Source organism: Aurantiacibacter zhengii, from assembly GCF_003584125.1.
Classification (GTDB): Bacteria; Pseudomonadota; Alphaproteobacteria; order Sphingomonadales; family Sphingomonadaceae; genus Alteraurantiacibacter; species Alteraurantiacibacter zhengii.
Genome location: NZ_QXFL01000007.1, coordinates 66,008 through 86,572, shown reverse-complemented (window position 1 = coordinate 86,572; position 20,565 = coordinate 66,008). Strand labels below are relative to the sequence as shown.

Sequence of the window (20,565 nt, the reverse complement as noted above, 5' to 3'; positions counted from 1 at the left end):
CCGGGGCTTCGTGCGGATTGCGCGCGTTCGCGCGCTGCCGGGCTGCGCCCGGGTGAGGGGAGGGATGAAGGGAAGTGGTCCGGACAAGGGGTTCGGACAGAGCATCAGGAGACTTCCCATGAACATCGGTACCCTCAAGGCCAATGCCGACGGCGTTCACATCGGCCGCATCGTCACCATGGCATTCGCCGCCACCATCGCCCTGCGCGAGTTCGTCTCGACCAACGAGCGCGCCCCCGCCTTCGACGTGATGGCGCTCTCGGCCGACCGCCGCAGCTGGGTGAAGGTCGGCGCGCTGTGGGAATACTCGTCGAACGACACCGGCGAGGTGTTCCTCTCGGGCCGGATCGACGATCCCAGCCTCGACAAGCCGATCGACGTCGCCATGTTCCGCCAGGAAGACGGCTCCTACAACGTCGCCTGGCGCCGTCCGCAGCGCAAGCGCACGCTCCCCGGCATGGCCAGCGAAGGCGAAGACACCCTGCCGCCGCTGACCGCGACCGGCGGCGAGCCCGAGCAGGCCGGTTCGACCACCGGCGGCGACGGCCTGGGCGAGAGCACGGCTCCCTCGCCGAAGACCAAGGCCAAGGCGAAGGAGACCGCCGACGCCTGACGACAGCGTCCCCCCGGGCCGGTGCGACCCCTCCCGCATCGGCCCCTCACGAGGCCCGTCCGCGCGATCCCCCGCGGGCGGGCCTTTTTACTGCCGCCACCTCCTGCGCCGCCGACAAAGGAAAGAGGGTGGGTATGCGACAGGCAATCGAAGGAACCAGACCGTGCCCCAGCAGCCCAGGACACAGCGCCTGCCGAATTTCATCATTATCGGGCGCGTTCGCGAAGGCGAGCTCGATTGCGTCTCAGCGATCAACGGAAGTTCGATCGCCGAAGCGGAGATCTGGAATGCGCTCCTCGTCGAGACGCATCGCTGTCTTTCACTCGCCGTCGGGGAAGAACTCACCGTGTGGAGCGTTCACGATATCAACGCGGTACTGTTGCCGGACCCGAACGCCATCGGCTTTGCCGCGCGCATCGATCTCCCCGATCTCTCTTGATAATCCGGACTATCCGGATTATACGGATCGTTATCCGCATGACGGTAATGACGACGACGACGGGCCTGGCCCACTGGTAACTTGGCGATGATGAAGGCGGAGACGAACATGAAACAAGCCTACGGAGAAACCGTCACCACGACCGCTTTCTCGAAGAAGGTCGGCTACTATTACGACGAGGCGATCCGCAGACCCATCGGTCTCGAGCGCCACGGAGAGGTCCGCGTCGTCATGGTGCCGGTCGACGAGTACACCTCGCTTCGAAAGCTGTTCGCGCGTGCCCTGAAATCGGAGCAGCTGAAGGATGTCATCGGAGAAATCACCACCGCGCCGCCGGCGTTCCACCCTGAAGCCCCGGACAGCTACGAAGACGACGGCGACGCGGGCGCCGATCGTCCCAAGCAAAACCGCAAGCGGGCAGAACGCGAGACCGCGACCGCCTGAACCTGGCGCCATCATCGATTACGGGTACCTCTGGGCCCGCGAGGACGCCAAGGGCCAGGAAAACGCCACCAAGACGCGGCCTTGCTACATCTACGGCGTGAAACCGATCGACGGGCTCTACATCGTCTCGGTCATGGCGATCTCCAGCTCCTCGACCGGAGCGCGCGTTCCCGTTCATCCGCGCGAGCGCGCAGCGCTAGGACTTCCCGACGACTGCGACGTCGTGATCGAGGAGGTCAACGTCTTCCAATGGTCCGGGCCCGACATCGTCCCGCAGTCCGATGGGTCCCTCATGCGGGCCAACCCGGCATCCAAGAAGCTTACCGCGGCGATCGGCACCGCAATGGTCGGGAGGACCCCAACGATCGTCTTCCGCGCACCCTGAAAAAGCGGTCTTCAAGACACCAGCGGCGAAGTTCATCCGGTTCCGCAGGCACCCTCCTGTCCCAACGATATAGCCTTGGCGATGGTCGTGGACAGCGAAGCATCGTGGCGGCGCTGATCCCGGCGCTTCACAATCCTTGAGACGGGGCCGGGGCCAAGCAGCTAGCCGGGTCTGACTTCCGCAGGCTTTCGGAGCTGCGTCACCAACGAGAACTGTGTTCAAGGCTTCCCAGCACCTCCAAGCCGAGTGCGTGTCCGCCGTCCAGTGCCCCTGCCCCTCCGGTCGGGCTTAGGGCCAACCTGCGAAAATACGAGCCGTGTTGCTCGCTTCGCGAGCTGCCCGCACCACCTCGATTTTCGAGGTTTCCCGCGCACGAGTGCGCGGTGTCCCATCCCTCCTTCCGGGGCTCGATAAGGGCACCGGCGGACAAGCCGTCGGCTCAGAAGGAGGCTTTTGAAATGAACACCGTCAACCTCGTCGGCCGACTGGCCAAGGATCCGATCGCCCGCGACGGCAGCAAGACCAAGGTCACCGAGCTGCTCCTGGTCACCGAGCGCCCCGTCATCCGCGACGGCCGCGTCCAGAAGGATCCGGAGACCGGCTACACGAAGACCGACGCCGAATTCCACAAGATCACCGTCTTCAACGGCATGGGTCTCCCGCTCCGTGAGCACAAGGCGAAGGGCGACCAGCTCGCGATCACCGGCCGGCTCCACTACTCGCACTGGCAGGATGCCGACGGCAACGACCGCTACGGCTGCGAGATCATCGCCGAAAACGTCGAGTTCATCTGACCGACACCGATGGGGCGGCGCGCAAGCGCCGCCCTTTGCACCATCTCACCCAGGAGAAATGCCATGAAGGACTTCGGCCTTTTCGCCGAGCGCGACGCCGCGCGCGCGGAACGCAAACTCGGCGAGCTCACCCGCTTCGCCGCCCGGCGCGAGATCATGCTCGAGACCATCGATCTCGACGCACTCGACCGGAACACCGCTTTCGACATCCTCGAGACAGACGAGGATCTAGCCGAAACGATCGCCTTCGGGCCGATCTACGTCCATCACCTCGCGACGCTCGAGGCGCAACGAGCCGAAATCGCCGCTTCGCTTGCTCGTGCTGCCTAGATACAACATGCATGTTCCGCCTGTTTGATAAAACGGTAGTAAAAGAAATGCGCCGAGTTGAGCCTGACATCACGATCATCGCAAATGGCGAACATCGCTACATCGACACAACCTACAGGCGCGGCAGCGGTCCGAGCTTCGATGAGTATGCATACAGGTTCGACGGTCTTGGCGATTGCGAGAACGAGAATGCCCTATTGAGCCTATTTTCGCCGTGGCTCCTCGACATCGAACAGCTTCGCGCACGACGGCAATCACCATATCATCAGCCGCTACCAAGAATCACGTTATCTGCGAGCCTCACGAACAAGGGTAATTTCCGCCTTGAGTGGGAGCCGACCTATTACGAGAATGGAAAATGCGACTTCGTCCATCATCCGACATATGGAGGACCATCATTCTCCGACAGACCTGAAAACGAACTGCTTTTTCTCCGAGGTGTAGGTGAAGCGATGATGCACCTGCGCATAGACCGTCGAGAAAAGCCCAAGGGCCCCATACGCGGGAATATCGACGGGGCATTCCTCTACGCCCTCTATGAGCATGTCGCGGACCTCGTAAGACGTCTCTCCGTGCTCTTCGATATCACCTGGCTCCAACGCTTCAACATCACGGAAGAACTCGGCGAAGATGGAAAACGCCATCTCCTTATGGCCTATTTGGAATCGAGACAGGAACAGGAAGTCCGCGAGGCGCAACTTCGCATAGAAGCCATATCAAACGAACTCGACAGCATTTTCACCTCTCTCGGCCTAACTCCGGACGATTACGACATGCTCCATGCTTCGGTGTCGACCGACACAAAAGGAGGCGACGAAATCTCAAACATGGGGTTCAACAGGCGCTTGACGCAGGTACTGAAGACTAGGAGCCGGAAAGCAAATAGTCGGACGGTCATGACAATTGAAAGACTACTCAAAGAAAGCGAGGACCTTCGCGATCGCTACAATGTGGATATGTGAACTCCCACCCGGCAACAAAATTCCGCTTCAATTGCAGCTTCAAGAGAGATGTAACCATGGCCATCCTCAGTCTAAAGCCTCATACCCATCTAGTGGACTTTCGCCTCACGGAAGATAACGGGACAGACATTCTCGAGGAAGTTGTTATTCGCCACTCTTCCGTGAAAACTCTGGTTGCAAGACTGCGGGCCGGAAAGAGAGCGCAGAGCGAAACAAGCATCGAAATCGATGAGCTATCTCTCATTACAAAGGTCTACCTGAATGAGGGGAACAAGCCGGTCGATCGAACCATCATTCATCACATCGGCCGATCGGCAATAGATCTAGAGCTCGATGAGGCGGACGCACTTGCCGATATCCTCGATAACTCAGCGAACAAGAGCGGAAGCTCGTTCCGGATCCAAGTCGATCTGATTGAACTGGACGACTAATCACACACATAAGGTGAAAGGGATTCTAGCTACTAAGAAACGATCACCGCCTCCCTGCCTTCGGCCGGGATCGCGCTCTACTTCGCTAAGCTCCTGCCAGCTCCTCGCCTTCGCTCGATCGCTGTCAGCGTCGCCAAGCTACGCCGAGCCCTGCCATGCAGGTCTCGGCCCGTCCGGGTGACGATCACCTGGCGGGGTTTCCAGTCAAACCGCCAAGGCGGGATCGGGATACCTCTCAGGCCACAATTGCTCCGGGCGCATGTTGGTAGCTTGAGCAATAGCTTCTTCTACCCTTTTCGAGCGAGACTGCCCTTTGGAAACAATTGTCACGGCCGACGCGCAAATATCCAATTCTCTAGCTATGTCAGCCAGGGAGCTGCCGTTGATACGCAACAGCCACTTAATATGATCGTGCTGAGTGAGCTGCTTCAAAACGCAAATCCTCGTCCGCGGTGACCTCTCGATTGGTAGCCAAGCTAACCACTTCACGGAGAGCCGACCAGAATCGAGATCAATTCATCACCAGCTTAGTCACGATCGATAAATTTTAGCCGCGCACCGCGCTATCGCGCTGCGGCATCATGAGCGGGGCAGAATGCCTCGGCTCGCCCTCCGGCCGGAAAACACGCGCGTCACACCGGCGCCCCGCCGTCCTTCGCGAATAACAAATCAACTGCCTGCCTGCGGTCGGGCCTACGGATTGCTTTTGAAGCCCCGCGGGCTCTCGGTCCCGCCGCCGGCGACCGGCCGGCCGCGCGAGGGCGACGACCCCTGGCGTCGCCTCACCCGCGAGACGCTCCGGCCTGTCCGACGCGGCTCCTGCGGGAGCCCGATATTCTCGAAGGAAGGGGGAGGGGGAGGGTGTGTTTGATTGCATCCTCGTGTGATGGGGTCCGAAGGATACTTGCGGCAAGGATCCGGTCAAGGATCCGCGGTTCCCCCAATTTTTTCCCGGCATTTGTCTGCTTTCAGCAGACGGGAAAAAATCGGCTCCCCCACGGCCCGTAGGCGTTAACCGGGGTCCGGCCCTGACGTGCCGGCTTCCCGGTTAACGTCCCTGACCTCGCTTGTCCGCTGCGCACCATTGGACCCCGTCATCACGCGATGACGCGATCAAAACCAATGGAGGCTACCAATGCAGAAGTTCAACTCTTTCGCCGATCTCGCGAACGCCCGCATGGAACTGGCAGACACCCGTTCCGACGTCACCGCCGCCTACGACGGCGCTTTCCTTGAACGGAGCGACATGGCGAAGCTCAGCGTCGTCGACGAACCGATGGCGGCCGAAATGCCCGATCCCGACATGGCGCGGCGCGCTGTCGAGATGGCGATCGGAACGATCTTCGACGTCCTGAAGGACACCCGGATGGAAGAATTCGCCCAGCAGCTCGCCTGGGGGATGGTCAACTCCTTCCACATGACCGCTCGCATTGCCGAAGGACGCGAGGACGATGCGGCGAAGAAGCTCGGCGAACTCGCGCGTCACTTCGATCCTTCCGAGATCTACGCCGTCGAGCTCGAAGAAACGCAGATGCTCGTCCAGACGCTGCAGGGATGCCGCGAAGCCCTGGAGGCGATGCGCGACCATGCCGCCGACGTCTACCGGGTCGAGACCGGACGTCCGTTCACGGCAACCCGCGGTTCGCAGGTGAGCAAGAACGGCGTGACCGCCTCGCAGATCCAGGCTCGCGACTTCCTGGCAGCACGCGCGAAGGATCGCAGGGCACAGTTCCAGCCCGAAGGTCCGCTGGTCGTCACCTCGGGCGGCATGAAGGAATGGTACGACTTCGAAATGATCTGGGACATCCTCGACGACATCAAGTCCCGCATCCCGAACATGGTTCTCGGAACGACGGGTATGCGCAAGGGCGTCGATGCGATGGCGAACGCATGGGCCCAGAAGAACGGCGTGCAGACAATCCTCTTCATGCCCGACGGACGTCACGGCAACCGCGCTCCGTTCCTGCGCAACGAGAACATGGTCAAGCTCGGCCCGGTGGAAGCGATCGTCGGCGAAGGCTCCGGCATCCAGGCGAACCTCGCACAGCGGCTCCGTCAGGCTGGGGTGCCCGTTCACATCCGCCGTATCGCCGATCAGCGGCCGCAAACGCAGCGGGTCGGCGCTTCCACCTTCGGGTGAGCGCCTCTCGGGAGGCTCCGGCAGTCGCCGGAGCCTCCCTTCCTTTTCCGTCTCGGCAGAACGGGCTCGGGGGGCATCGAGCCCCCGTCGCCCGTGTGGGCGCGTCACCGGACCGGGGAGGGCTCGTCTCGTCGATGTCCCAGTCTGTCACGGGCGCACTGGCGCGCCTCAAGGATCCGCGGTTCCCCCAATTTTGCTGCGCAAAATCGGCTCCCCCACGGCCCGCTCCGCGGTCGCCTGCGGCGATCCTTGACCCGCTGGACGCCCGTGACCGGCGGGAACCACCATCAACACATGGAGGTTAAGATGGGCGTCCAAATCACATTGTTCAAAGCGCTGAAAGAGGCTAAAGTCTCGGGCGAGAACGCAGAGAAGGTCGTCTCCGAACTGGAGGAGTACATTGCGATGAAAATCACTGAAGCCAATGCCGAGCTGATTGCCGAAGTAAAGTCGCTTCGGACCGATGTCGCCACCAATCGCTGGGTCCTCGGGCTCATCGGCGTCATCATCGCGATAGGCTCGGCCACCGGCGGCTATATCGCAGCGGTCTGACCGCGGGGGGCTTCGGCCCCCTTTTTTACTTCGCCTTGCCCGAGTTCGAGCGCCCCCTTCTCGTATATCTCTTTGTCGGGTTCGTTGCCGGGATTGTGCTACGCTACGTCCCGCCGTGTCCTTTCCTCGATCGCATCCCGTTCGCATGGCTGACGATCCTCGCAGTCACCGCGGGCATCACCGCAGCCTACGGCCTGATGGCCTTGATGCACCGCAGGCTCGATTGACGGTAGCCGCAGTCCAAACATCCCAGCTCGCGATCGCGTAGCACCAAGACGAACCGCAGTGCCACGGCCGCGGCGGTCCCTTGCTCGCTGGCGACCTTTCGGTCGCGTGCGCCACGCTCGGTCCGCCTTGGCCCCGCCGGCATGGCTGGCTCGCCCGGACGCCTTCGCGTCCGTAGGCATCGCGGCCATGCCTGTCCTGCGCTGACGGATAGCTGGCGGCGGGCGACGACGCCCGCTTCCACATGGCCGACGTTTCGCCAGGCGCGGGCACTCCCTCGCGTGCTGGCGGCCATGCGTCCGCTCTCGCAACGCTCGGTGTGCCGCGCGCACTTGCAACCATCCCTCCGGCTCGCTGACGAACATCCGTTCGTCCGCGCATCGCCTACGCTTCCTGCTCGGAATACGGCCCCATGCCGGCGCAGGCTTTGCGCCGCGCCAATCCTCGACGGGATGCGCCAATGGACACCGTCGGCCTTCACCGAACAGACCGCGCATCAAAGGGGAGGGGGAAGGGGAGAGACGAGTTCATCACAGGAGGCAGAGATGCTCGTCACCTTCCGCATCAAGGACACGCAGACCCAGCTTCATTCACGGCCCGCCGAAATCTCCGCGCTGGAGCTCGCCGCGCTGACGCGGCGGCTTCACTCTGGGAACGCCGCGCTCGACGTCGATCCCGGAGAATTCGGGGCAGCGCCCCTCAATTTCGAGATCAACGCCAATGCCCTTTCGATGGCCGCATTCACCGCCTGCTTCGATCATCGGGCCGAGATCATCTCGATCGTCGAAGAGGCGCAGTTCCTCGGACGGACGCTGCGCGTCCGGCACCTCGGGCGCCTCGCTCCGATAACGATCGAGGTGTCCGAACACATCGCCCTGGCGCGCGATCTCATGATGGGCCCGGACCTTGCATCGAAGGTGCTCTTCGCGCTTGGGCGCGACGACGCGGGTGAAGGCGAACTGACCCTCGAAAGCCTGCGATTGCTCCTCCAAGATCATCGCACCTACGACGCGTTCTGCGGCGCCAAGATCACCCCGATTTACGACAGTCTGGCGTACCTCGCCTTCACCGACTGCGGCGAACAGACCCCCGTACTGGAGTGGGCCCAGTGATCGACAACGTGAACGCGATCGCGACGCCCCGCACGCGCCTGAAGATGCGATGCCCCAACTGCGGTTCCGAAGCGATCTGCAAGGATGCCTGGACCGCTTGGGACGAGACCAACCAGCGCTGGGAGCTCGGCGGGGTCTACGACCATGAAACCTGCATCGAATGCGAGCACGAAGGCGACGATCATTTCGACCGAATCGATCTCGACACAGGCGCGATCGTCGGTTCCGAAATAGACGAAGGATTGCCCGGCAACTGCGTCTCGGGCGATGGCCATGACATGCAGCCGCACCCGGTCACCGGGGTACCGCATTGCAGGTCGTGCTGCCCGCCTGAAGAACCATTCGCGAACCCCGCAATCTCATCGACCGGCGACTAGCCTCCCGCTGGATCGATGCATCGGAAAAGGGTGTCCGGCCATGCGCCGCGGCACCCTTTTCTCATGCCCGATACTCGAAGCACTGGCGCATCACGGCAACGCCTCGAACGAGCAGTGCAGCAAATGACTTCCGCCTCCCGCCGATGGCCCGTCCGCCACCATCGCCTGAGCACTCCGGCCATACGCGGATCAACCGAAAATGGACCGACCGTGAAGCCGCTACGCGGCTTCCGCACCACTCGATCAATTTTCGGTTCCCCTCCGCTTCGCTCCGGTGACCCGCGCACCGCCGGAGCGCTGATTCACGGCATGGCGGACGAGCCGCCAACGACAGGAGGCTACCATGTGCTACACCACCGAAACATTCGAGGCTGACACCGCCACGATCCGCCAGATCGACACCGACACGATCGCGCTCGACGAGAAGACACTCGAAGCGGAACGACGCTCCTACCACTCCTTCTTCGACGTCCATGTGGTCCGCACCGAAGACGGCTACATCCTCATCGAGGAAGGCGATTACGGCGAGCTTCCGATGCACCTCATCGACGACATCGTCTACACCGCCACCGGCAAAATGGACGACGAATACTGACCCGAACGGGCGGCGCCAAGGCGCCGCCCTCAGGACGACTGCTTCTGGCCCGCAGGCTCCATCTTTTCGAGCGCCTCGATCGCGCTCTTCGGCTTGACGCTGACGGCCAGTTCCAGCAGTCTCACCGCACACGCATGACCGACCTTGCGCACGAGCCTAGCCAGCTCCTTTTCGGCCTCTTCCTTTTCCATCTGGGCAAGCTTTCTCCGGCGCTCCGCAACGTCCTGTTCCGCAGCTTCGAGAGCCGCCCTTTCACGCTCCACTTTTGATACCATTTGCATGTCCTTTCGCGACGGATTTCGTGCCTCGCTTGATGCAGCAACCGCCATGAATTTTCGAGCCGTTTTTTTGCTCGATGCTTTTGCGTTTTGCCGTGATGGAAGGAGGTCTGTTATTTGGGCCATCCTTCGCGGCCTCGGCCGCTACGGACCGCGCTCTATTGCGCTAGGTTCCTCGCTGCCCTGGCTTCGCTAGGGCAGCTTCGTCACCAAGCTCCACCGAGCCTGGCTATGCCAGTCTCGGCCCTACGGGTGACGATCGACGTGGACCTGAAGGTCCACTCTTGTCCGCCCAGGAAGAAGCATTGCCACCGTCGCGTTGTACACGCTCGGAGCTCTTGGCGGCACGATGGCCGGCACTACCAGCTGGATAACCAGCTCCTCTCACGACTCCTCGAGACAAGCGAACGAGAAGAAGAACCGCCAAGTCCCTATTTTAGCACACCGAACACGGCTGCGCCGTTGGGGCCTGCACAGGATTACGGTTGTTTTATCAAGCACTTAGGTCGGGATTTCGGCCACTGAACCGAACTGCAGCCGCCTGCACCACCGGTCTGGCGTCATCTTTCGCGTGCGTTTTCAGCGGCTTGGCGGTGCAGCGGACTGCAGCGCAGGTTTCTCTTCCAATCGCGCTGCACCTCTATATAATGGCAACCGCGATAGAGAAACCATGCACAACTCGGAAAGAGTTTGCATGGAACGGAAATTTCAAAGCGTCGGCGTGACGCTTAGCCCCCAGATGGTCGGCAAACTCGACCATCTTGCGAACGTCAGGGGCGTCTCTCGCTCAGAAGCCATCCGCGTCTCGCTCGAATTGGGCGTACCACTGCTCAATCTTGGTATTGCCCTAAACGGGCAGCGCGCGCTTACGATCCTCGAGCACACTCAGCTCGCGCTCTCTCTCCTGGTCGAACGCCAGTACCCGGAAGACAGCGACGAGCTCATTCGTGCGGCCATGCGAAACGTGCGAGAGCACCATGCGTAGCGACATCCGGACCAACAAGCAGGCGATCACTCTGACGCACGCTTCGGCGCGCGGAAAGGTGAAGCGAAACGCGGGTAATTTCACGCGCGGATCGCAGCTGTTCCATCACGAGATTTTGATGACCTGGGCGGGCATCCGAATCCCCCTCTACACGTGGATCGGAACGACCGTTCTTCTGCTCTTCGTGCTGGGCTATTTCACCTTCAAGAATCACGAAGTCCATCTCGTCTTGATGAAGCTTCTATCGTCGGTTTGGGGTTGGATGTCGCTCGACCCCATGAAAGCGATAAACCTGACGCTTCCATCGGGCCAAATGGTGCAGGGAACGATGGCTATGGTGCCCTATCATCCCGCCGTCGAGGCGGCGTGGTCTCGCGCCATCCAGGTCACAGTTTCTTCGATGCTCGGCGCGGCCTTCATCTGCGTTCCGCTGACCATCTGGTTTGTCGACTTTTCGCGCAAACGCGGCTCGGAAATTCTTACCGAACGACACGAGCGCGGTGCGGTACTCGTCGAGCGACCGATGCTCAAGGATTCCATCATCTCGCACAACTGGCGCGAGCACGAGAAAGAATGCCTTTCGCGGACCCCACCGGAGGATCCGAACGCAGTCCTGAAAGAGCCGCTCAAGCAACGTATCAGGCGGGGTCTTCATCAGCCCTACAAGATCGCCGGGCTACCCTATCCCTGGCGGCTCGAGCAGAGCCACGCGATGTTCATCGGAACGACCGGCGCCGGTAAGACCACCGAGCTCAAAAAACTGGTCACGCAGGCACGCGAACGCGGGCATCGATGCGTGATCTTCGACCTCACCGGGACCTTCGTCGAAAGCTTCTACAATGAAGCCACCGATGTGATCCTCAACCCGATGGACAAGCGGTGCCAGGCATGGTCCATTTTCAACGACTGCCATAACTACGCGGAGTTCATGAGCGCCGCGACAGCGCTCGTTCCGAGCGGCCAATCTGTCGAGGACGATTTCTGGCAAAAATCAGCTCGCACGCTCATGGTCGAAATGTGCGTCAAGATGCTCAAGATGGGCGTGCGCTCGAACGGAGGTCTCGCCTACTTCCTGATGATGTCGGATCTCAAGACGATCCACGCACAACTGGAAGGAACGGTCGCCGGACCGATGATGTCACCATCTGCAGCGAAGATGGCGGAATCGATCCGCACGACCTTCATCGCCAATGCGAACGCCTTTCGTTTCCTGCCAGAACCTCCGCCGGGCGAAGAAGGCTTCTCGATCAAGAAATGGATGACCGAGGACGTGCAGGAGGGCTCGATCCTGTTCATCACTTCCACGCACCCCGATCTCGTCCTCAACCGGCCCTTGCTGACGCTCTGGATGGACCTTGCGGTAAACGCGCTCTTCCAGATGGGCCGAAGCCGCAATCTGCGCACATGGTTCCTGATCGACGAAGTCCATGCTTTGCACCGCCTTCCAGCGATCGATCACGGCCTCCAGACGGCGCGAGCGTTCGGCGGCGCCTTCGTGCTCGGAATGCACTCATTCGACAAACTAGAGGAAACATACGGAGAGCATGGAGCCACGAATCTGGCCTCGCTTGCCGGCACCAAGCTTATCCTGAAAACCGCCGACCCGGAAACGTCGCGCCGCTGCTCCGAATTCATCGGCAGCCGCGAAGTTCGCCAGATGGATGAAGCATATTCCTACGGCTACAATAACAGCCGCGACGCCTCGACGATCACGCCGCGAACCGATGTCAAAGAGCTCGTCATGCCGGACGATATCGGCAACCTGCCGAGCCTCAGCGGCTTCATCAAATTCCCCGATGGCTTTCCCGCCGCGCGCATCAAGCTGACGTGGAAGGATTACCCCGAGCGCGCCGAGGGCTTCATGCGCGTCACCGACATGCGCGCCGCCGAATACGTGCCGACCGACGAGGAAGCCGCGGAAATGGGTGTGGGCGGTCGTGAGGGGGAGGGACCGGACAACGTACCCAAGGACCGGCGCGATGGGGTGGATGTCGTGCTTAGCCAGGCGGAGCTCGAAGCCGAGAAGCTGCGCGAGGAGGTGGAGGGTTCGCTCGATCGGTCAGTGGAGCAGACGGCCGCGGAGTTGCAGCACAGAACCGATGCGAAGGATGTGGTCGACGGAACCAGCGACCAGCGCGACCAGGACGATCTGTCGAAGTTCAAGCACACCGGTAAGCGTGACGAGCGCGAGCGCCAGAAACTCGCCCTGCGTGACGTCGAGGAGCGCAATGCTTCCAATCGGAACGTCCTTGCTCAGACACGCCAGCTCCGGGGCCGAGACGACGGTCAGGAAAGCGTTCTCGAGCGCGAGAACCGACAGGGATTCGGCCGCGAGAAGGAGGATCGCCACGAGGTGGCGATCGACGAGGAGCAGGAGATGGGCCGGTGAACCTCTCCCCTTCCGTCATCGCGTATTCGGACCGTTTCCGACCGGCGATCGGAAAGCGCCTGCGCTGCGCCCGCGTCGCTCTCGACCGATCGCAGGATGGCATGGCGCGCGAGCTCGGAATCGCACGGCAAACGCTCGCGGGGTACGAGAACGGCCATAGCGAGCCGCTCAGCAGCCTCCTCGCGCGGCTGTGCGAGGACTTCGGTCTGGATCCGGCATGGCTTCTCGCAGGTGCCAGCAATGGCCCCATGTTCGCCACGGATACGATACACGACCGTGCGCCTTCCCGCAGGCGAACGCCCCACGCAGACGAGTGTCGAGAGGCACATCGAAGCCGCGCTCGGACCGGCTTTCCCGCATCCGGCGCAATCACCCTGGCAAGCCACCCAGACCTGAAGGAGGACCACGATGGCATTCGATTACGAAGACGTAGGCACATTCGGCAGCAAGCGCGCGGCCGAAGACTGGGCTCACCGAAACAGGGTGGACCTGCGGGACCTGCACATCCGCAACGCCGGAGGCGACCGCGTCGAAGTCGGCATCCGCAAGAGCGGTTACGACGACAAGGAAAAATACGACAACCGCCACGGAGAACGGCGGGACGGATTCTGGCGCTGACGCCGGACGGGCGCCCGCGCGCCCGAACCTTTCCGTAAGGAACAGCCCTTCGGAAAAACCACCCCGCGAGGGGCCTAACGCGCCGCCGGCGCACCAACCAGTCCGGGCAACCGGAAGAAGAAAAGGGAAGTGACAGATGTTGAAGAAGATGATGATCGCCGCCGCATTCGCAGGCGCATTCATGGCCGTACCCGCGGCCGCGCAGGACGCTGGCAATGATGCCCATGCGGAGCACCAGGCAGCCGTCGCGTCGGCCGTGGCCGACGGCACCAACAAGGCAGCGGGCAACGTCGCCCGGCAGATGCTCGACATGGTCGCAAAGGAAGCGAAGGTGCGGGCCGCGATCGACCAGAGCGGGGCGGCCAAGAAGCGTCTCATCTCGCTCAACGACGCGGTCCGCTGCGCCGACTGCGAGGAGGAAAAGCACCATAAGTGCGACGACGCCAAGTGCGACGACGCGGCGAAGTGCAAGAAAGCGAAATGCCAAGGCAAGGCATGAGGCTGAACGGAGGGGCCGTGATCGTCGACGAGCCGCAGGTGCAATGCCCCTTTTGCCGGGGTTTCATGCCGGGATGGCTATCGCGCTATCCCGGCAAAGCCTGCACGCTGTGTGAGCGGCCCCTCCTTCTCGTTCCTTCCGCATCCTCCGTTCGCCACCGCTCCATCCTAAGCGCCCTCGACGTCGCCAAAGTCATCATGTTGCCGGTCATGGCCGGTGCGACCATTTCATTCGGGTTCGGTCGCCTCGGCATCGACGGGTTCGCGCAAATCGTCGCCGCCAGCCTCCTCGCCTGGGGGATGATCGATGTCTGGGACGGAACCGCAGGGCTGAAGACGGGCATCGACAAAGTGAAGAAGCAGATTCGCCGCGGCGCAGTCGCGCGGAGGATGTCGGTCGCCAAGACGATATTTGGCTTATTCTCAATAAATGTTGGCGGACTTGGCTTGCTGGTTGCCTAGACAGCCGAAGCGGAATCCGATTTCGCGAAGTTAACGCTGCTCTTAGAATCTTCCGTTACTTTCCTGACCTTGCAATGTACGTCGCGAATTATTGCGGAGGTAATTTCCTGACTAGGGTCCGGACTCATTAGAGCCACCACGTGACGAAGGCTGCGATGGCGATGGTTGCCATGAAGGTCTTGATATTGCGGTCGAAGCGGGTGGCGACGCGGCGCCAGTCCTTGAAGCGGCAGAACATGCGTTCGACGACATTGCGCTGGCGGTATATCTGCCGGTCATGCTCGATCTGCACCTTGCGGTTGGACTTCGACGGGATGACCGGGGTGGTGCCGCGTTCGATCAGCCAGGAACGCAAAGCGTTGCTGTCGTAGCCTTTGTCGGCGACCAGATAGTCGGATGGCGGCACGGCATTGATCGCCAGCATCGCGACCTTGGCATCATGTGTATTGCCCGGTGTCAGCAGGAGGACGTGCGGGCGGCCCTTCTCGTCGCAGACGGCATGGAGCTTGGTGTTACGCCCGCCTTTGGTGATGCCGATACCATGAGCCAAGGCCCCCCTTTTGCGCCTCCGGCAGTGCGGTGGACCTTGATACAACTGCTGTCGATGAAGAGCCTTTCAGGGACGCCATCGACCCCGGCGAGCTGGGCGAAGATGCGCTCCCACACGCCGCGCTCGGCCCAGCGCCGGAACCGGTTGTAAAGCGTCTTCTTCGGCCCGTAGACGTGCTCGGGACAATCGCCCCAGCGACCGCCGCTCTTCAGAGCATGGACAATCCCGGAGAGCACCCGACGGTCATCGACCCTCGGCATACCACGCGTATCCTGCGGCAGAAGCGGTTCAATCCGCGCCCACTGCTCATCCGAAAACCAGAAGAAATCCGCCATCCACCACACCTCCTCGCTGGAGGCTGGTGAATCACATCTCGATGCTGCTGTGAATCCCGTTTATGGGTCCGGACCCTAGCCCGTTCGGCGAGGGACGCGCCGCATCCCATGCCTTCCATGCCATCGGCCATCGAGGACATGTCATGGCCCGCTTGGTCAGTCAGGGACGAAAACCACATCAGCGAGACGATGGGAAACTATTTCCGCGGCTCGAGCATTGTAAGATTCAGCGCAAGTCACTTTAACGGATACAGAAAGAGGAGGCCTCACTATGCCGAATGAAAATGTTCGAAGCAGCGCTCTGATCGGCAGCGATCGTGTCGAAGGAACGGCGGTCTACGGGGCGAATGGCGATAAAATTGGCACTGTCGAACGTGTGCTTATCGAAAAGCGTAGCGGTCAGGCGCGCGATGTTGAGATTTCGGTCGGCAGCTTTCTCGGCATGGGCGGTGAACTGCATAGCCTGCCTTGGGAAAAGTTTGAATACGATTCCGAACTAGGTGGCTATCATCTCGACGTTACTGAAGATCGATTGAAGGAAGCGCCGAGCTACAAGGACAGCGAACGCGACACCGTCTACGACCGCGATTACCAAACCCGCGCTTACGAATATTGGGCCGTCACCCCTTACTGGTGATAAAATTACATGCCCTGAATCTCGAAGTATATGACCCAGTTGCAAAATCATGAGTACAGATGCCGGGTAAATTGAAGGCTTAACAAAAGCCTCGACGTGCCTTTATCGGCCGGGCGCACTTGAGCCATCAAGGAGTTCGCCCTAGGCAAGCGGAAGATGCAATCCATGCCTGCTTATAAGGTTGGTTGACGCGACTTCCAGGGCCATAGGAGTTCACTGGTCGAGTGATCGGCGCGCCTACCTGTCCGGCACGAAAAACCGGCGTCGGTCGTATGATCCTTCCTATTGGCAAGCCAGAACCTGAAAGGTCTCGCGTATGTCTCGCGCAGGTTCCGATGGAACGTTCGAGATTTCACAACGCATGATCGTGGAGGCGATCCGGTGCTGGGAAGCTGCTAAGAAGAGTGGCTTGGCGCGCCAGCCTCGTCTATACCAAACTCTAGCCGATTACCGTCTTGAGATTCTTGCCCCGGCTTTCGATAGCCTCATGACCATCTTCGAGGCGGCCATGAAGCGGCCCATCATTGTCGGCACAGACTGCTATCCAAGCGCTGATGAGTCTGTCCTGATCGGCATGCTCGCCGAACCCGGGAACGCGGAGAATCATGTTTGTCGCTCCGAGGAGGAACTCGCTTTGCTGGTATGTGCCTTGCGCTCGATACGGCTGATGATAGACTGCACCGTCACTGTGGCACCGGATGACCACCGATACGAAAATTAGAGGCCGGCTGTCTCCGCCAGGCCTGCATCATTTCGAATTCAAGTCCATAAGCCTCACTTACGCGCGCACCGAATGCTTACCTCGCGCGCCCCGCAATTCTTCTTCGGCTTGGCCGATGTATCCGCGCGTCCATGGTAGAGTTCTCCGGTCGCGACAATATTGAATTTGAAAATTGCACATGCCGCCATGTTCGAAGGCCGCCGTGGCTCCTGCGAGATAGAAGGTCCACATGCGGTAGAATCGTGCGTCGAACATCGCCTCGATGTGATCGCGATTGGCTTCACAATTGGCATACCAGGCCCGCAGGGTCCTGGCATAATGTAACCGCAACATCTCGACGTCACTGGCGATAAGGCGGTATTTTTCGCTCGCCGCGACCGTTTCGGATAGTGCGGGGATGTATCCGCCGGGAAAAATGTATTTGCGGGTGAAGGCATCGGTTGTACCCGGCGTCCCGATCCGACCTATCGTGTGCAGCAGCATTACCCCGTCGTCCGCGAGCATATTGGCGCAGCAGCGGAAGAACGTTTCGAATTGCGGACGTCCGACATGCTCGAACATACCAACCGAGACAATCCGATCGTAGCGCTCGCCCCGGGCGGCGAGGTCGCGGTAATCGACCAGTTCGAACTTCACCCGGCCGGAGACGCCCGCGCTCTCGGCGCGGGTTCGAGCGAGATCGAGTTGCTCCTCGCTGAGCGTGATGCCCGTGACGCGCAAATCCATTCTTTGCGCCAGATAGATCGCCATCCCGCCCCAGCCGCAGCCAATGTCGAGAACCTCTTGCCCCGGCGCCAACACAAGCTTCGCCGCGATATGAGCAAGTTTGGCCTCCTGCGCGCCGGTCAATGTTTCGACGCCATCGTCCCAATAGGCGCAGCTATACTGCATGTGCTCGGCATCGAGCATCAATTGATAGAACCTGTTCCCGATACCGTAATGATGCGCCACGTTGCGCCGCGACCCGATCCGCGAATTCACCGACTCGAGCGCGAAGGCAGCTCGGTTGCGCCAACGCCGCAGGAGGCTTGGCGTACCGATCGATCCTCCGCGATCCCAGGGAGTATTGGCCCGCAACAGTTCTACTAGTTCCATGATCCCTCTGCGCTCGACAACCAGACGCCCCTCCATGAACGCCTCCGCTGCACCCAACCGCGGATCGAGCAGTATGTCCCGCGAAACCTTGCGGTCGAGAAAGCGGATGGTCACATCGGGGTAGGCTTCGCAAGGCGTACCGAATTCTTCGCTCGAACCGTCGGCGAAACGCACAGTGAGCGTGCCTCGTTTGACGATGCCGGCGAGGTAACGGATGATCAGTCGCTTGCTCATTCAGCCATTCCACTCCGCGCCGCGTCCGCTGCCCTACAGGCACCATTTTATCCCGTTTCGATAGTTCAGGAACGAGTACCCTTATCAAGGGATTGGAACAGGTGATGATAGTTCCCCGTTCCCGACCACAGTTGAGCGATGTCTCGGGTCACTACGACGAACTCGATCGCGTCTATCGCGAAATCTGGGGCGAACACGTGCATCACGGCTATTGGCGCTCTGGCGATGAAGCGACGCGCGAAGCATCGAACGCCCTGGTCGACCTGGTCGCAGAGCGATTGGCTCCGGAAGCCGGGCACCGTTTGTGCGACATCGGATGCGGCTACGGCGCGACAGCCCAGCGTCTCGCCTCGTCTTTTGGCGTGGACGTAACGGGCCTGACAATCTCGCGCCGACAATATGCCCGCGCGGCGCAGCGGACAGGAAGTGTCCGGTTCATCCTACGCGACTGGCTACGGAACAATCTCACCGAACGCTCTTTCGATGGCGCCTATGCTATCGAGAGCACAGAGCATATGCCGGACAAGCAGCGATGCTTCGACGAAGCCTTCCGCGTGATCAGACCCGGCGGCAGGCTGGTGGTCTGCGCCTGGTTGGCATCGGGCAGCGCCCACAAATGGGAAGTCCGGCACTTGCTCGAACCGATCTGTCGCGAAGGACACCTTCCCGGTATGGGGACGCAAGAGGAGTATGAACAATTCGGCCGGCGCGCCGGTTTCGGCTTAATTTCCTTTGAGGACCTAAGCGATCAGGTCCGCCGAACCTGGGACATCTGCCTGATGAGGCTCCTGAAGCGGCTCGCAACCGATCGTTCCTACCGGCACCTGGTCGCCAGTAGCGAGACCCGCAACAGAAGCTTCGCGCTCAGTCTACCCAGGTTGATGCTTGCCTATCGAACCGGTGCCATGCGCTACGGATTGTTCACTTTTGCGCGTCCGGGTTACGAACACGCCGTGCGCGGCCCATCCGAAGCCGTTGCCCATAAGGAACTTCCATGCGACTGACTGCTCTTGCAACTTTCCTCGGATCGATTGCTCTTGCGGGCTGCGGTCACGTGGCCGACTTACCAGTTGAGGCAGCAAGCGGTTCCACCCCGCAGATCGCCGAACCTGCGGAGAACCTCCTGCCGACTTTCGATGTCGCGCCTGCGACCGGTTGGCCACGCGGCCTTGCACCCGTTCCGGCGCAGGGGCTTTCGGTCACTGCGTTTGCCCGCGGTCTGGAGCACCCCCGCTGGCTCCACGTCCTGCCCAATGGCGATGTGCTCGTGGCGGAATCCGCCGCCCCGCCGCAACCGGAACTGGGACAGGGGATCAAAGGCTTCTTCATGAAACTGTTCATGAAAAAAGCGGGCTCGGCCGTACCAAGCGCAAACCGCATCACATTGCTGCGCGAGACGGACGCTGACGGAGTGGCCGACATGCAGGTGCCTTTCATCACCGGTCTCAACTCGCCATTCGGGATGGCGCTCGTCGGGTCCAATCTCTATGTCGCAAATACCGATGCAGTTTTGCGTTTCGACTATGAGACGGGGGCCGAAAGCATCAGCAAGCAGGGCGAACAAATCGCGGCGCTTCCCGCCGGGCGATACAACCAGCATTGGACACGCAGCCTCGCCGTGAGTCCCGACGACACGAAACTGTATGTCGCCATTGGTTCGGCGAGCAACATCGCTGAATACGGGCAAGAACACGAGATGGGGCGCGCCGAAATACGCGAGATCGATCTGCGGACCAAGGCCGAGCGGCTTTTCGCCAGTGGATTGCGCAATCCTGTCGGTATGGCGTTCGAACCAGTCGGCGGAAGGCTATGGGTTACCGTCAACGAGCGCGACGAGCTTGGTTCCGACGTCCCTCCCGACTACATGACTGCGGTCCAAGATGGCGGCTTTTATGGCTGGCCCTATTCCTATTGGGGCGATCATGTCGATGAACGGGTCGAACCACAGCGTCCCGATCTTGTCGCTCGGGCCTTGATTCCCGATTACGCGCTCGGCCCCCACACCGCTTCGTTGGGTCTGGCTTTCACAGAACCCTCCAGCGCGGCACCGCTCGACCTTAAAGGCGCTTTCGTTGGTCAGCACGGATCGTGGAACCGCAAGCCGCCGAGCGGTTACAAAGTCGTGTTCGTCCCCTTTTCCGAAGGACGTCCCAGCGGGCCAGTCTACGATATCCTTACCGGGTTTCTCAGTGCCGATGGCGAGGCTTACGGTCGACCTGTCGGGGTTGCGCTCGATGGACGCGGCGGGCTGCTGGTTGCAGACGATGTCGGCAATACCGTCTGGCGCGTTTCCGACAACGAGACGCAAAGTTCCGGGGTTCAATAGGACAGGTACTTGGGAGATCGACCTGAACGATCCGAAGA

The 20,565-nt window shown here is 61.0% G+C and carries 27 protein-coding genes and 1 pseudogene; 24 read left to right on the top strand and 4 right to left on the bottom strand.

Annotated features, from left to right (window positions below):
• Positions 1-118 precede the first annotated feature (118 nt).
• The 8 genes from D2V07_RS14650 to D2V07_RS14615 all read left to right on the top strand — a co-directional run bounded on the left by D2V07_RS14650 (position 119) and on the right by D2V07_RS14615 (position 4,398).
• On the top strand, positions 119-613 hold the full coding sequence (locus D2V07_RS14650; RefSeq protein ID WP_119587697.1) for a DUF736 domain-containing protein: 495 nt from the start codon (positions 119-121) through the stop codon (positions 611-613).
• Positions 614-776: 163 nt separating this feature from the next.
• Entirely contained in the window at positions 777-1,052 is a 276-nt protein-coding gene (locus tag D2V07_RS14645; RefSeq protein WP_119587696.1) for a hypothetical protein, read from the top strand.
• Between the two features lie 108 nt (positions 1,053-1,160).
• Entirely contained in the window at positions 1,161-1,496 is a 336-nt protein-coding gene (locus D2V07_RS14640) for a type II toxin-antitoxin system Phd/YefM family antitoxin (protein WP_233548432.1), read from the top strand.
• Between the two features lie 97 nt (positions 1,497-1,593).
• A complete protein-coding gene (locus tag D2V07_RS14635; RefSeq protein WP_119587694.1) occupies positions 1,594-1,881 on the top strand; it encodes a hypothetical protein in 288 nt (95 codons plus the stop codon).
• A 458-nt stretch (positions 1,882-2,339) separates the two neighbouring features.
• Entirely contained in the window at positions 2,340-2,675 is a 336-nt protein-coding gene (locus tag D2V07_RS14630) for a single-stranded DNA-binding protein (protein WP_119587693.1), read from the top strand.
• A gap of 63 nt (positions 2,676-2,738) precedes the next feature.
• A complete protein-coding gene (locus tag D2V07_RS14625; RefSeq protein WP_119587692.1) occupies positions 2,739-3,005 on the top strand; it encodes a hypothetical protein in 267 nt (88 codons plus the stop codon).
• An 11-nt stretch (positions 3,006-3,016) separates the two neighbouring features.
• Entirely contained in the window at positions 3,017-3,967 is a 951-nt protein-coding gene (locus D2V07_RS14620; protein ID WP_119587691.1) for a hypothetical protein, read from the top strand.
• A gap of 56 nt (positions 3,968-4,023) precedes the next feature.
• Positions 4,024-4,398: a hypothetical protein gene (locus D2V07_RS14615; protein WP_119587690.1), complete on the top strand. Its 375-nt coding sequence runs from the start codon at positions 4,024-4,026 to the stop codon at positions 4,396-4,398.
• 204 nt (positions 4,399-4,602) lie between these two features.
• Here the strand turns inward: D2V07_RS14615 and D2V07_RS14610 are convergent, their stop codons facing one another.
• Complete coding sequence (locus D2V07_RS14610) at positions 4,603-4,830, bottom strand: helix-turn-helix domain-containing protein (protein WP_158586851.1); 228 nt, start codon at positions 4,828-4,830, stop codon at positions 4,603-4,605.
• Between the two features lie 703 nt (positions 4,831-5,533).
• Between D2V07_RS14610 and D2V07_RS14605 the strand changes: the two genes are divergently transcribed.
• The 6 genes from D2V07_RS14605 (at position 5,534) to D2V07_RS14580 (ending at position 9,399) form a co-directional block, all read left to right on the top strand.
• The gene (locus D2V07_RS14605) at positions 5,534-6,538 is read left to right on the top strand and encodes a DUF2493 domain-containing protein (RefSeq protein WP_119587688.1); all 1,005 of its coding nucleotides are present in this window, start codon (positions 5,534-5,536) and stop codon (positions 6,536-6,538) included.
• A gap of 306 nt (positions 6,539-6,844) precedes the next feature.
• The gene (locus D2V07_RS14600; protein WP_119587687.1) at positions 6,845-7,090 is read left to right on the top strand and encodes a hypothetical protein; all 246 of its coding nucleotides are present in this window, start codon (positions 6,845-6,847) and stop codon (positions 7,088-7,090) included.
• Positions 7,091-7,185: 95 nt separating this feature from the next.
• Positions 7,186-7,317: a hypothetical protein gene (locus tag D2V07_RS19020; protein ID WP_267899763.1), complete on the top strand. Its 132-nt coding sequence runs from the start codon at positions 7,186-7,188 to the stop codon at positions 7,315-7,317.
• Between the two features lie 543 nt (positions 7,318-7,860).
• Complete coding sequence (locus tag D2V07_RS14590) at positions 7,861-8,427, top strand: hypothetical protein (RefSeq protein WP_119587685.1); 567 nt, start codon at positions 7,861-7,863, stop codon at positions 8,425-8,427.
• Entirely contained in the window at positions 8,424-8,804 is a 381-nt protein-coding gene (locus D2V07_RS14585) for a hypothetical protein (protein ID WP_147367010.1), read from the top strand. Before D2V07_RS14590 ends, D2V07_RS14585 begins: the two co-directional genes overlap by 4 nt.
• A gap of 343 nt (positions 8,805-9,147) precedes the next feature.
• Entirely contained in the window at positions 9,148-9,399 is a 252-nt protein-coding gene (locus D2V07_RS14580) for a hypothetical protein (protein ID WP_233548431.1), read from the top strand.
• Between the two features lie 29 nt (positions 9,400-9,428).
• Here D2V07_RS14580 and D2V07_RS14575 read toward each other — a convergent pair whose 3' ends face one another.
• Positions 9,429-9,803: a hypothetical protein gene (locus tag D2V07_RS14575; protein WP_147367008.1), complete on the bottom strand. Its 375-nt coding sequence runs from the start codon at positions 9,801-9,803 to the stop codon at positions 9,429-9,431.
• Positions 9,804-10,371: 568 nt separating this feature from the next.
• Here D2V07_RS14575 and D2V07_RS14570 point away from each other — a divergent pair.
• From D2V07_RS14570 to D2V07_RS14545, 6 genes and pseudogenes are all read left to right on the top strand, one after another.
• The gene (locus D2V07_RS14570) at positions 10,372-10,662 is read left to right on the top strand and encodes a ribbon-helix-helix domain-containing protein (protein ID WP_158586850.1); all 291 of its coding nucleotides are present in this window, start codon (positions 10,372-10,374) and stop codon (positions 10,660-10,662) included.
• A 118-nt stretch (positions 10,663-10,780) separates the two neighbouring features.
• Positions 10,781-13,051: a type IV secretion system DNA-binding domain-containing protein gene (locus D2V07_RS14565; protein ID WP_233548430.1), complete on the top strand. Its 2,271-nt coding sequence runs from the start codon at positions 10,781-10,783 to the stop codon at positions 13,049-13,051.
• Positions 13,048-13,275: pseudogene (locus D2V07_RS19155) on the top strand (helix-turn-helix domain-containing protein); the annotation flags it as partial. The gene D2V07_RS14565 and the pseudogene D2V07_RS19155, both read left to right, overlap by 4 nt.
• Positions 13,276-13,459: 184 nt before the next feature.
• The gene (locus tag D2V07_RS14555; protein ID WP_119587680.1) at positions 13,460-13,669 is read left to right on the top strand and encodes a hypothetical protein; all 210 of its coding nucleotides are present in this window, start codon (positions 13,460-13,462) and stop codon (positions 13,667-13,669) included.
• Between the two features lie 148 nt (positions 13,670-13,817).
• Entirely contained in the window at positions 13,818-14,168 is a 351-nt protein-coding gene (locus tag D2V07_RS14550; RefSeq protein ID WP_147367006.1) for a hypothetical protein, read from the top strand.
• A 17-nt stretch (positions 14,169-14,185) separates the two neighbouring features.
• Complete coding sequence (locus tag D2V07_RS14545) at positions 14,186-14,629, top strand: hypothetical protein (RefSeq protein WP_147367004.1); 444 nt, start codon at positions 14,186-14,188, stop codon at positions 14,627-14,629.
• 127 nt (positions 14,630-14,756) lie between these two features.
• Here D2V07_RS14545 and D2V07_RS14540 read toward each other — a convergent pair.
• Positions 14,757-15,514, bottom strand: a protein-coding gene (locus tag D2V07_RS14540) for an IS5 family transposase (protein WP_119587677.1) whose coding sequence is annotated in 2 segments (ribosomal slippage) — positions 14,757-15,178 and positions 15,178-15,514 — 759 coding nt in all. Because the reading frame shifts where the segments join, the coding sequence is not laid out codon by codon here.
• Between the two features lie 271 nt (positions 15,515-15,785).
• Here D2V07_RS14540 and D2V07_RS14535 point away from each other — a divergent pair.
• Both D2V07_RS14535 and D2V07_RS14530 read left to right on the top strand, forming a co-directional pair.
• Complete coding sequence (locus D2V07_RS14535) at positions 15,786-16,151, top strand: PRC-barrel domain-containing protein (protein WP_119587676.1); 366 nt, start codon at positions 15,786-15,788, stop codon at positions 16,149-16,151.
• Positions 16,152-16,512: 361 nt separating this feature from the next.
• Positions 16,513-16,872: a hypothetical protein gene (locus D2V07_RS14530; protein WP_119587675.1), complete on the top strand. Its 360-nt coding sequence runs from the start codon at positions 16,513-16,515 to the stop codon at positions 16,870-16,872.
• Between the two features lie 57 nt (positions 16,873-16,929).
• On the opposite strand, the gene D2V07_RS14525 is transcribed toward D2V07_RS14530, so the two are convergent.
• Complete coding sequence (locus tag D2V07_RS14525) at positions 16,930-18,201, bottom strand: SAM-dependent methyltransferase (RefSeq protein ID WP_119587674.1); 1,272 nt, start codon at positions 18,199-18,201, stop codon at positions 16,930-16,932.
• A 101-nt stretch (positions 18,202-18,302) separates the two neighbouring features.
• Here D2V07_RS14525 and D2V07_RS14520 point away from each other — a divergent pair, with 101 nt between their 5' ends.
• Complete coding sequence (locus D2V07_RS14520) at positions 18,303-19,205, top strand: class I SAM-dependent methyltransferase (RefSeq protein WP_233548452.1); 903 nt, start codon at positions 18,303-18,305, stop codon at positions 19,203-19,205.
• Entirely contained in the window at positions 19,196-20,527 is a 1,332-nt protein-coding gene (locus tag D2V07_RS14515; protein WP_119587673.1) for a PQQ-dependent sugar dehydrogenase, read from the top strand. Before D2V07_RS14520 ends, D2V07_RS14515 begins: the two co-directional genes overlap by 10 nt.
• Positions 20,528-20,565 lie beyond the last annotated feature (38 nt).

Coding starts and splice junctions, on each gene's coding strand:
- D2V07_RS14650 (WP_119587697.1), top strand. CDS start 119: ATGAACATCGGTACCCTCAAGGCCAATGCCGACGGCGTTCACATCGGC.
- D2V07_RS14640 (WP_233548432.1), top strand. CDS start 1,161: ATGAAACAAGCCTACGGAGAAACCGTCACCACGACCGCTTTCTCGAAG.
- D2V07_RS14630 (WP_119587693.1), top strand. CDS start 2,340: ATGAACACCGTCAACCTCGTCGGCCGACTGGCCAAGGATCCGATCGCC.
- D2V07_RS14625 (WP_119587692.1), top strand. CDS start 2,739: ATGAAGGACTTCGGCCTTTTCGCCGAGCGCGACGCCGCGCGCGCGGAA.
- D2V07_RS14620 (WP_119587691.1), top strand. CDS start 3,017: ATGTTCCGCCTGTTTGATAAAACGGTAGTAAAAGAAATGCGCCGAGTT.
- D2V07_RS14615 (WP_119587690.1), top strand. CDS start 4,024: ATGGCCATCCTCAGTCTAAAGCCTCATACCCATCTAGTGGACTTTCGC.
- D2V07_RS14605 (WP_119587688.1), top strand. CDS start 5,534: ATGCAGAAGTTCAACTCTTTCGCCGATCTCGCGAACGCCCGCATGGAA.
- D2V07_RS14600 (WP_119587687.1), top strand. CDS start 6,845: ATGGGCGTCCAAATCACATTGTTCAAAGCGCTGAAAGAGGCTAAAGTC.
- D2V07_RS14590 (WP_119587685.1), top strand. CDS start 7,861: ATGCTCGTCACCTTCCGCATCAAGGACACGCAGACCCAGCTTCATTCA.
- D2V07_RS14580 (WP_233548431.1), top strand. CDS start 9,148: ATGTGCTACACCACCGAAACATTCGAGGCTGACACCGCCACGATCCGC.
- D2V07_RS14575 (WP_147367008.1), bottom strand. CDS start 9,803: ATGGCCCAAATAACAGACCTCCTTCCATCACGGCAAAACGCAAAAGCA.
- D2V07_RS14570 (WP_158586850.1), top strand. CDS start 10,372: ATGGAACGGAAATTTCAAAGCGTCGGCGTGACGCTTAGCCCCCAGATG.
- D2V07_RS14565 (WP_233548430.1), top strand. CDS start 10,781: ATGACCTGGGCGGGCATCCGAATCCCCCTCTACACGTGGATCGGAACG.
- D2V07_RS14555 (WP_119587680.1), top strand. CDS start 13,460: ATGGCATTCGATTACGAAGACGTAGGCACATTCGGCAGCAAGCGCGCG.
- D2V07_RS14550 (WP_147367006.1), top strand. CDS start 13,818: ATGATGATCGCCGCCGCATTCGCAGGCGCATTCATGGCCGTACCCGCG.
- D2V07_RS14535 (WP_119587676.1), top strand. CDS start 15,786: ATGCCGAATGAAAATGTTCGAAGCAGCGCTCTGATCGGCAGCGATCGT.
- D2V07_RS14530 (WP_119587675.1), top strand. CDS start 16,513: ATGATCGTGGAGGCGATCCGGTGCTGGGAAGCTGCTAAGAAGAGTGGC.
- D2V07_RS14525 (WP_119587674.1), bottom strand. CDS start 18,201: ATGAGCAAGCGACTGATCATCCGTTACCTCGCCGGCATCGTCAAACGA.
- D2V07_RS14515 (WP_119587673.1), top strand. CDS start 19,196: ATGCGACTGACTGCTCTTGCAACTTTCCTCGGATCGATTGCTCTTGCG.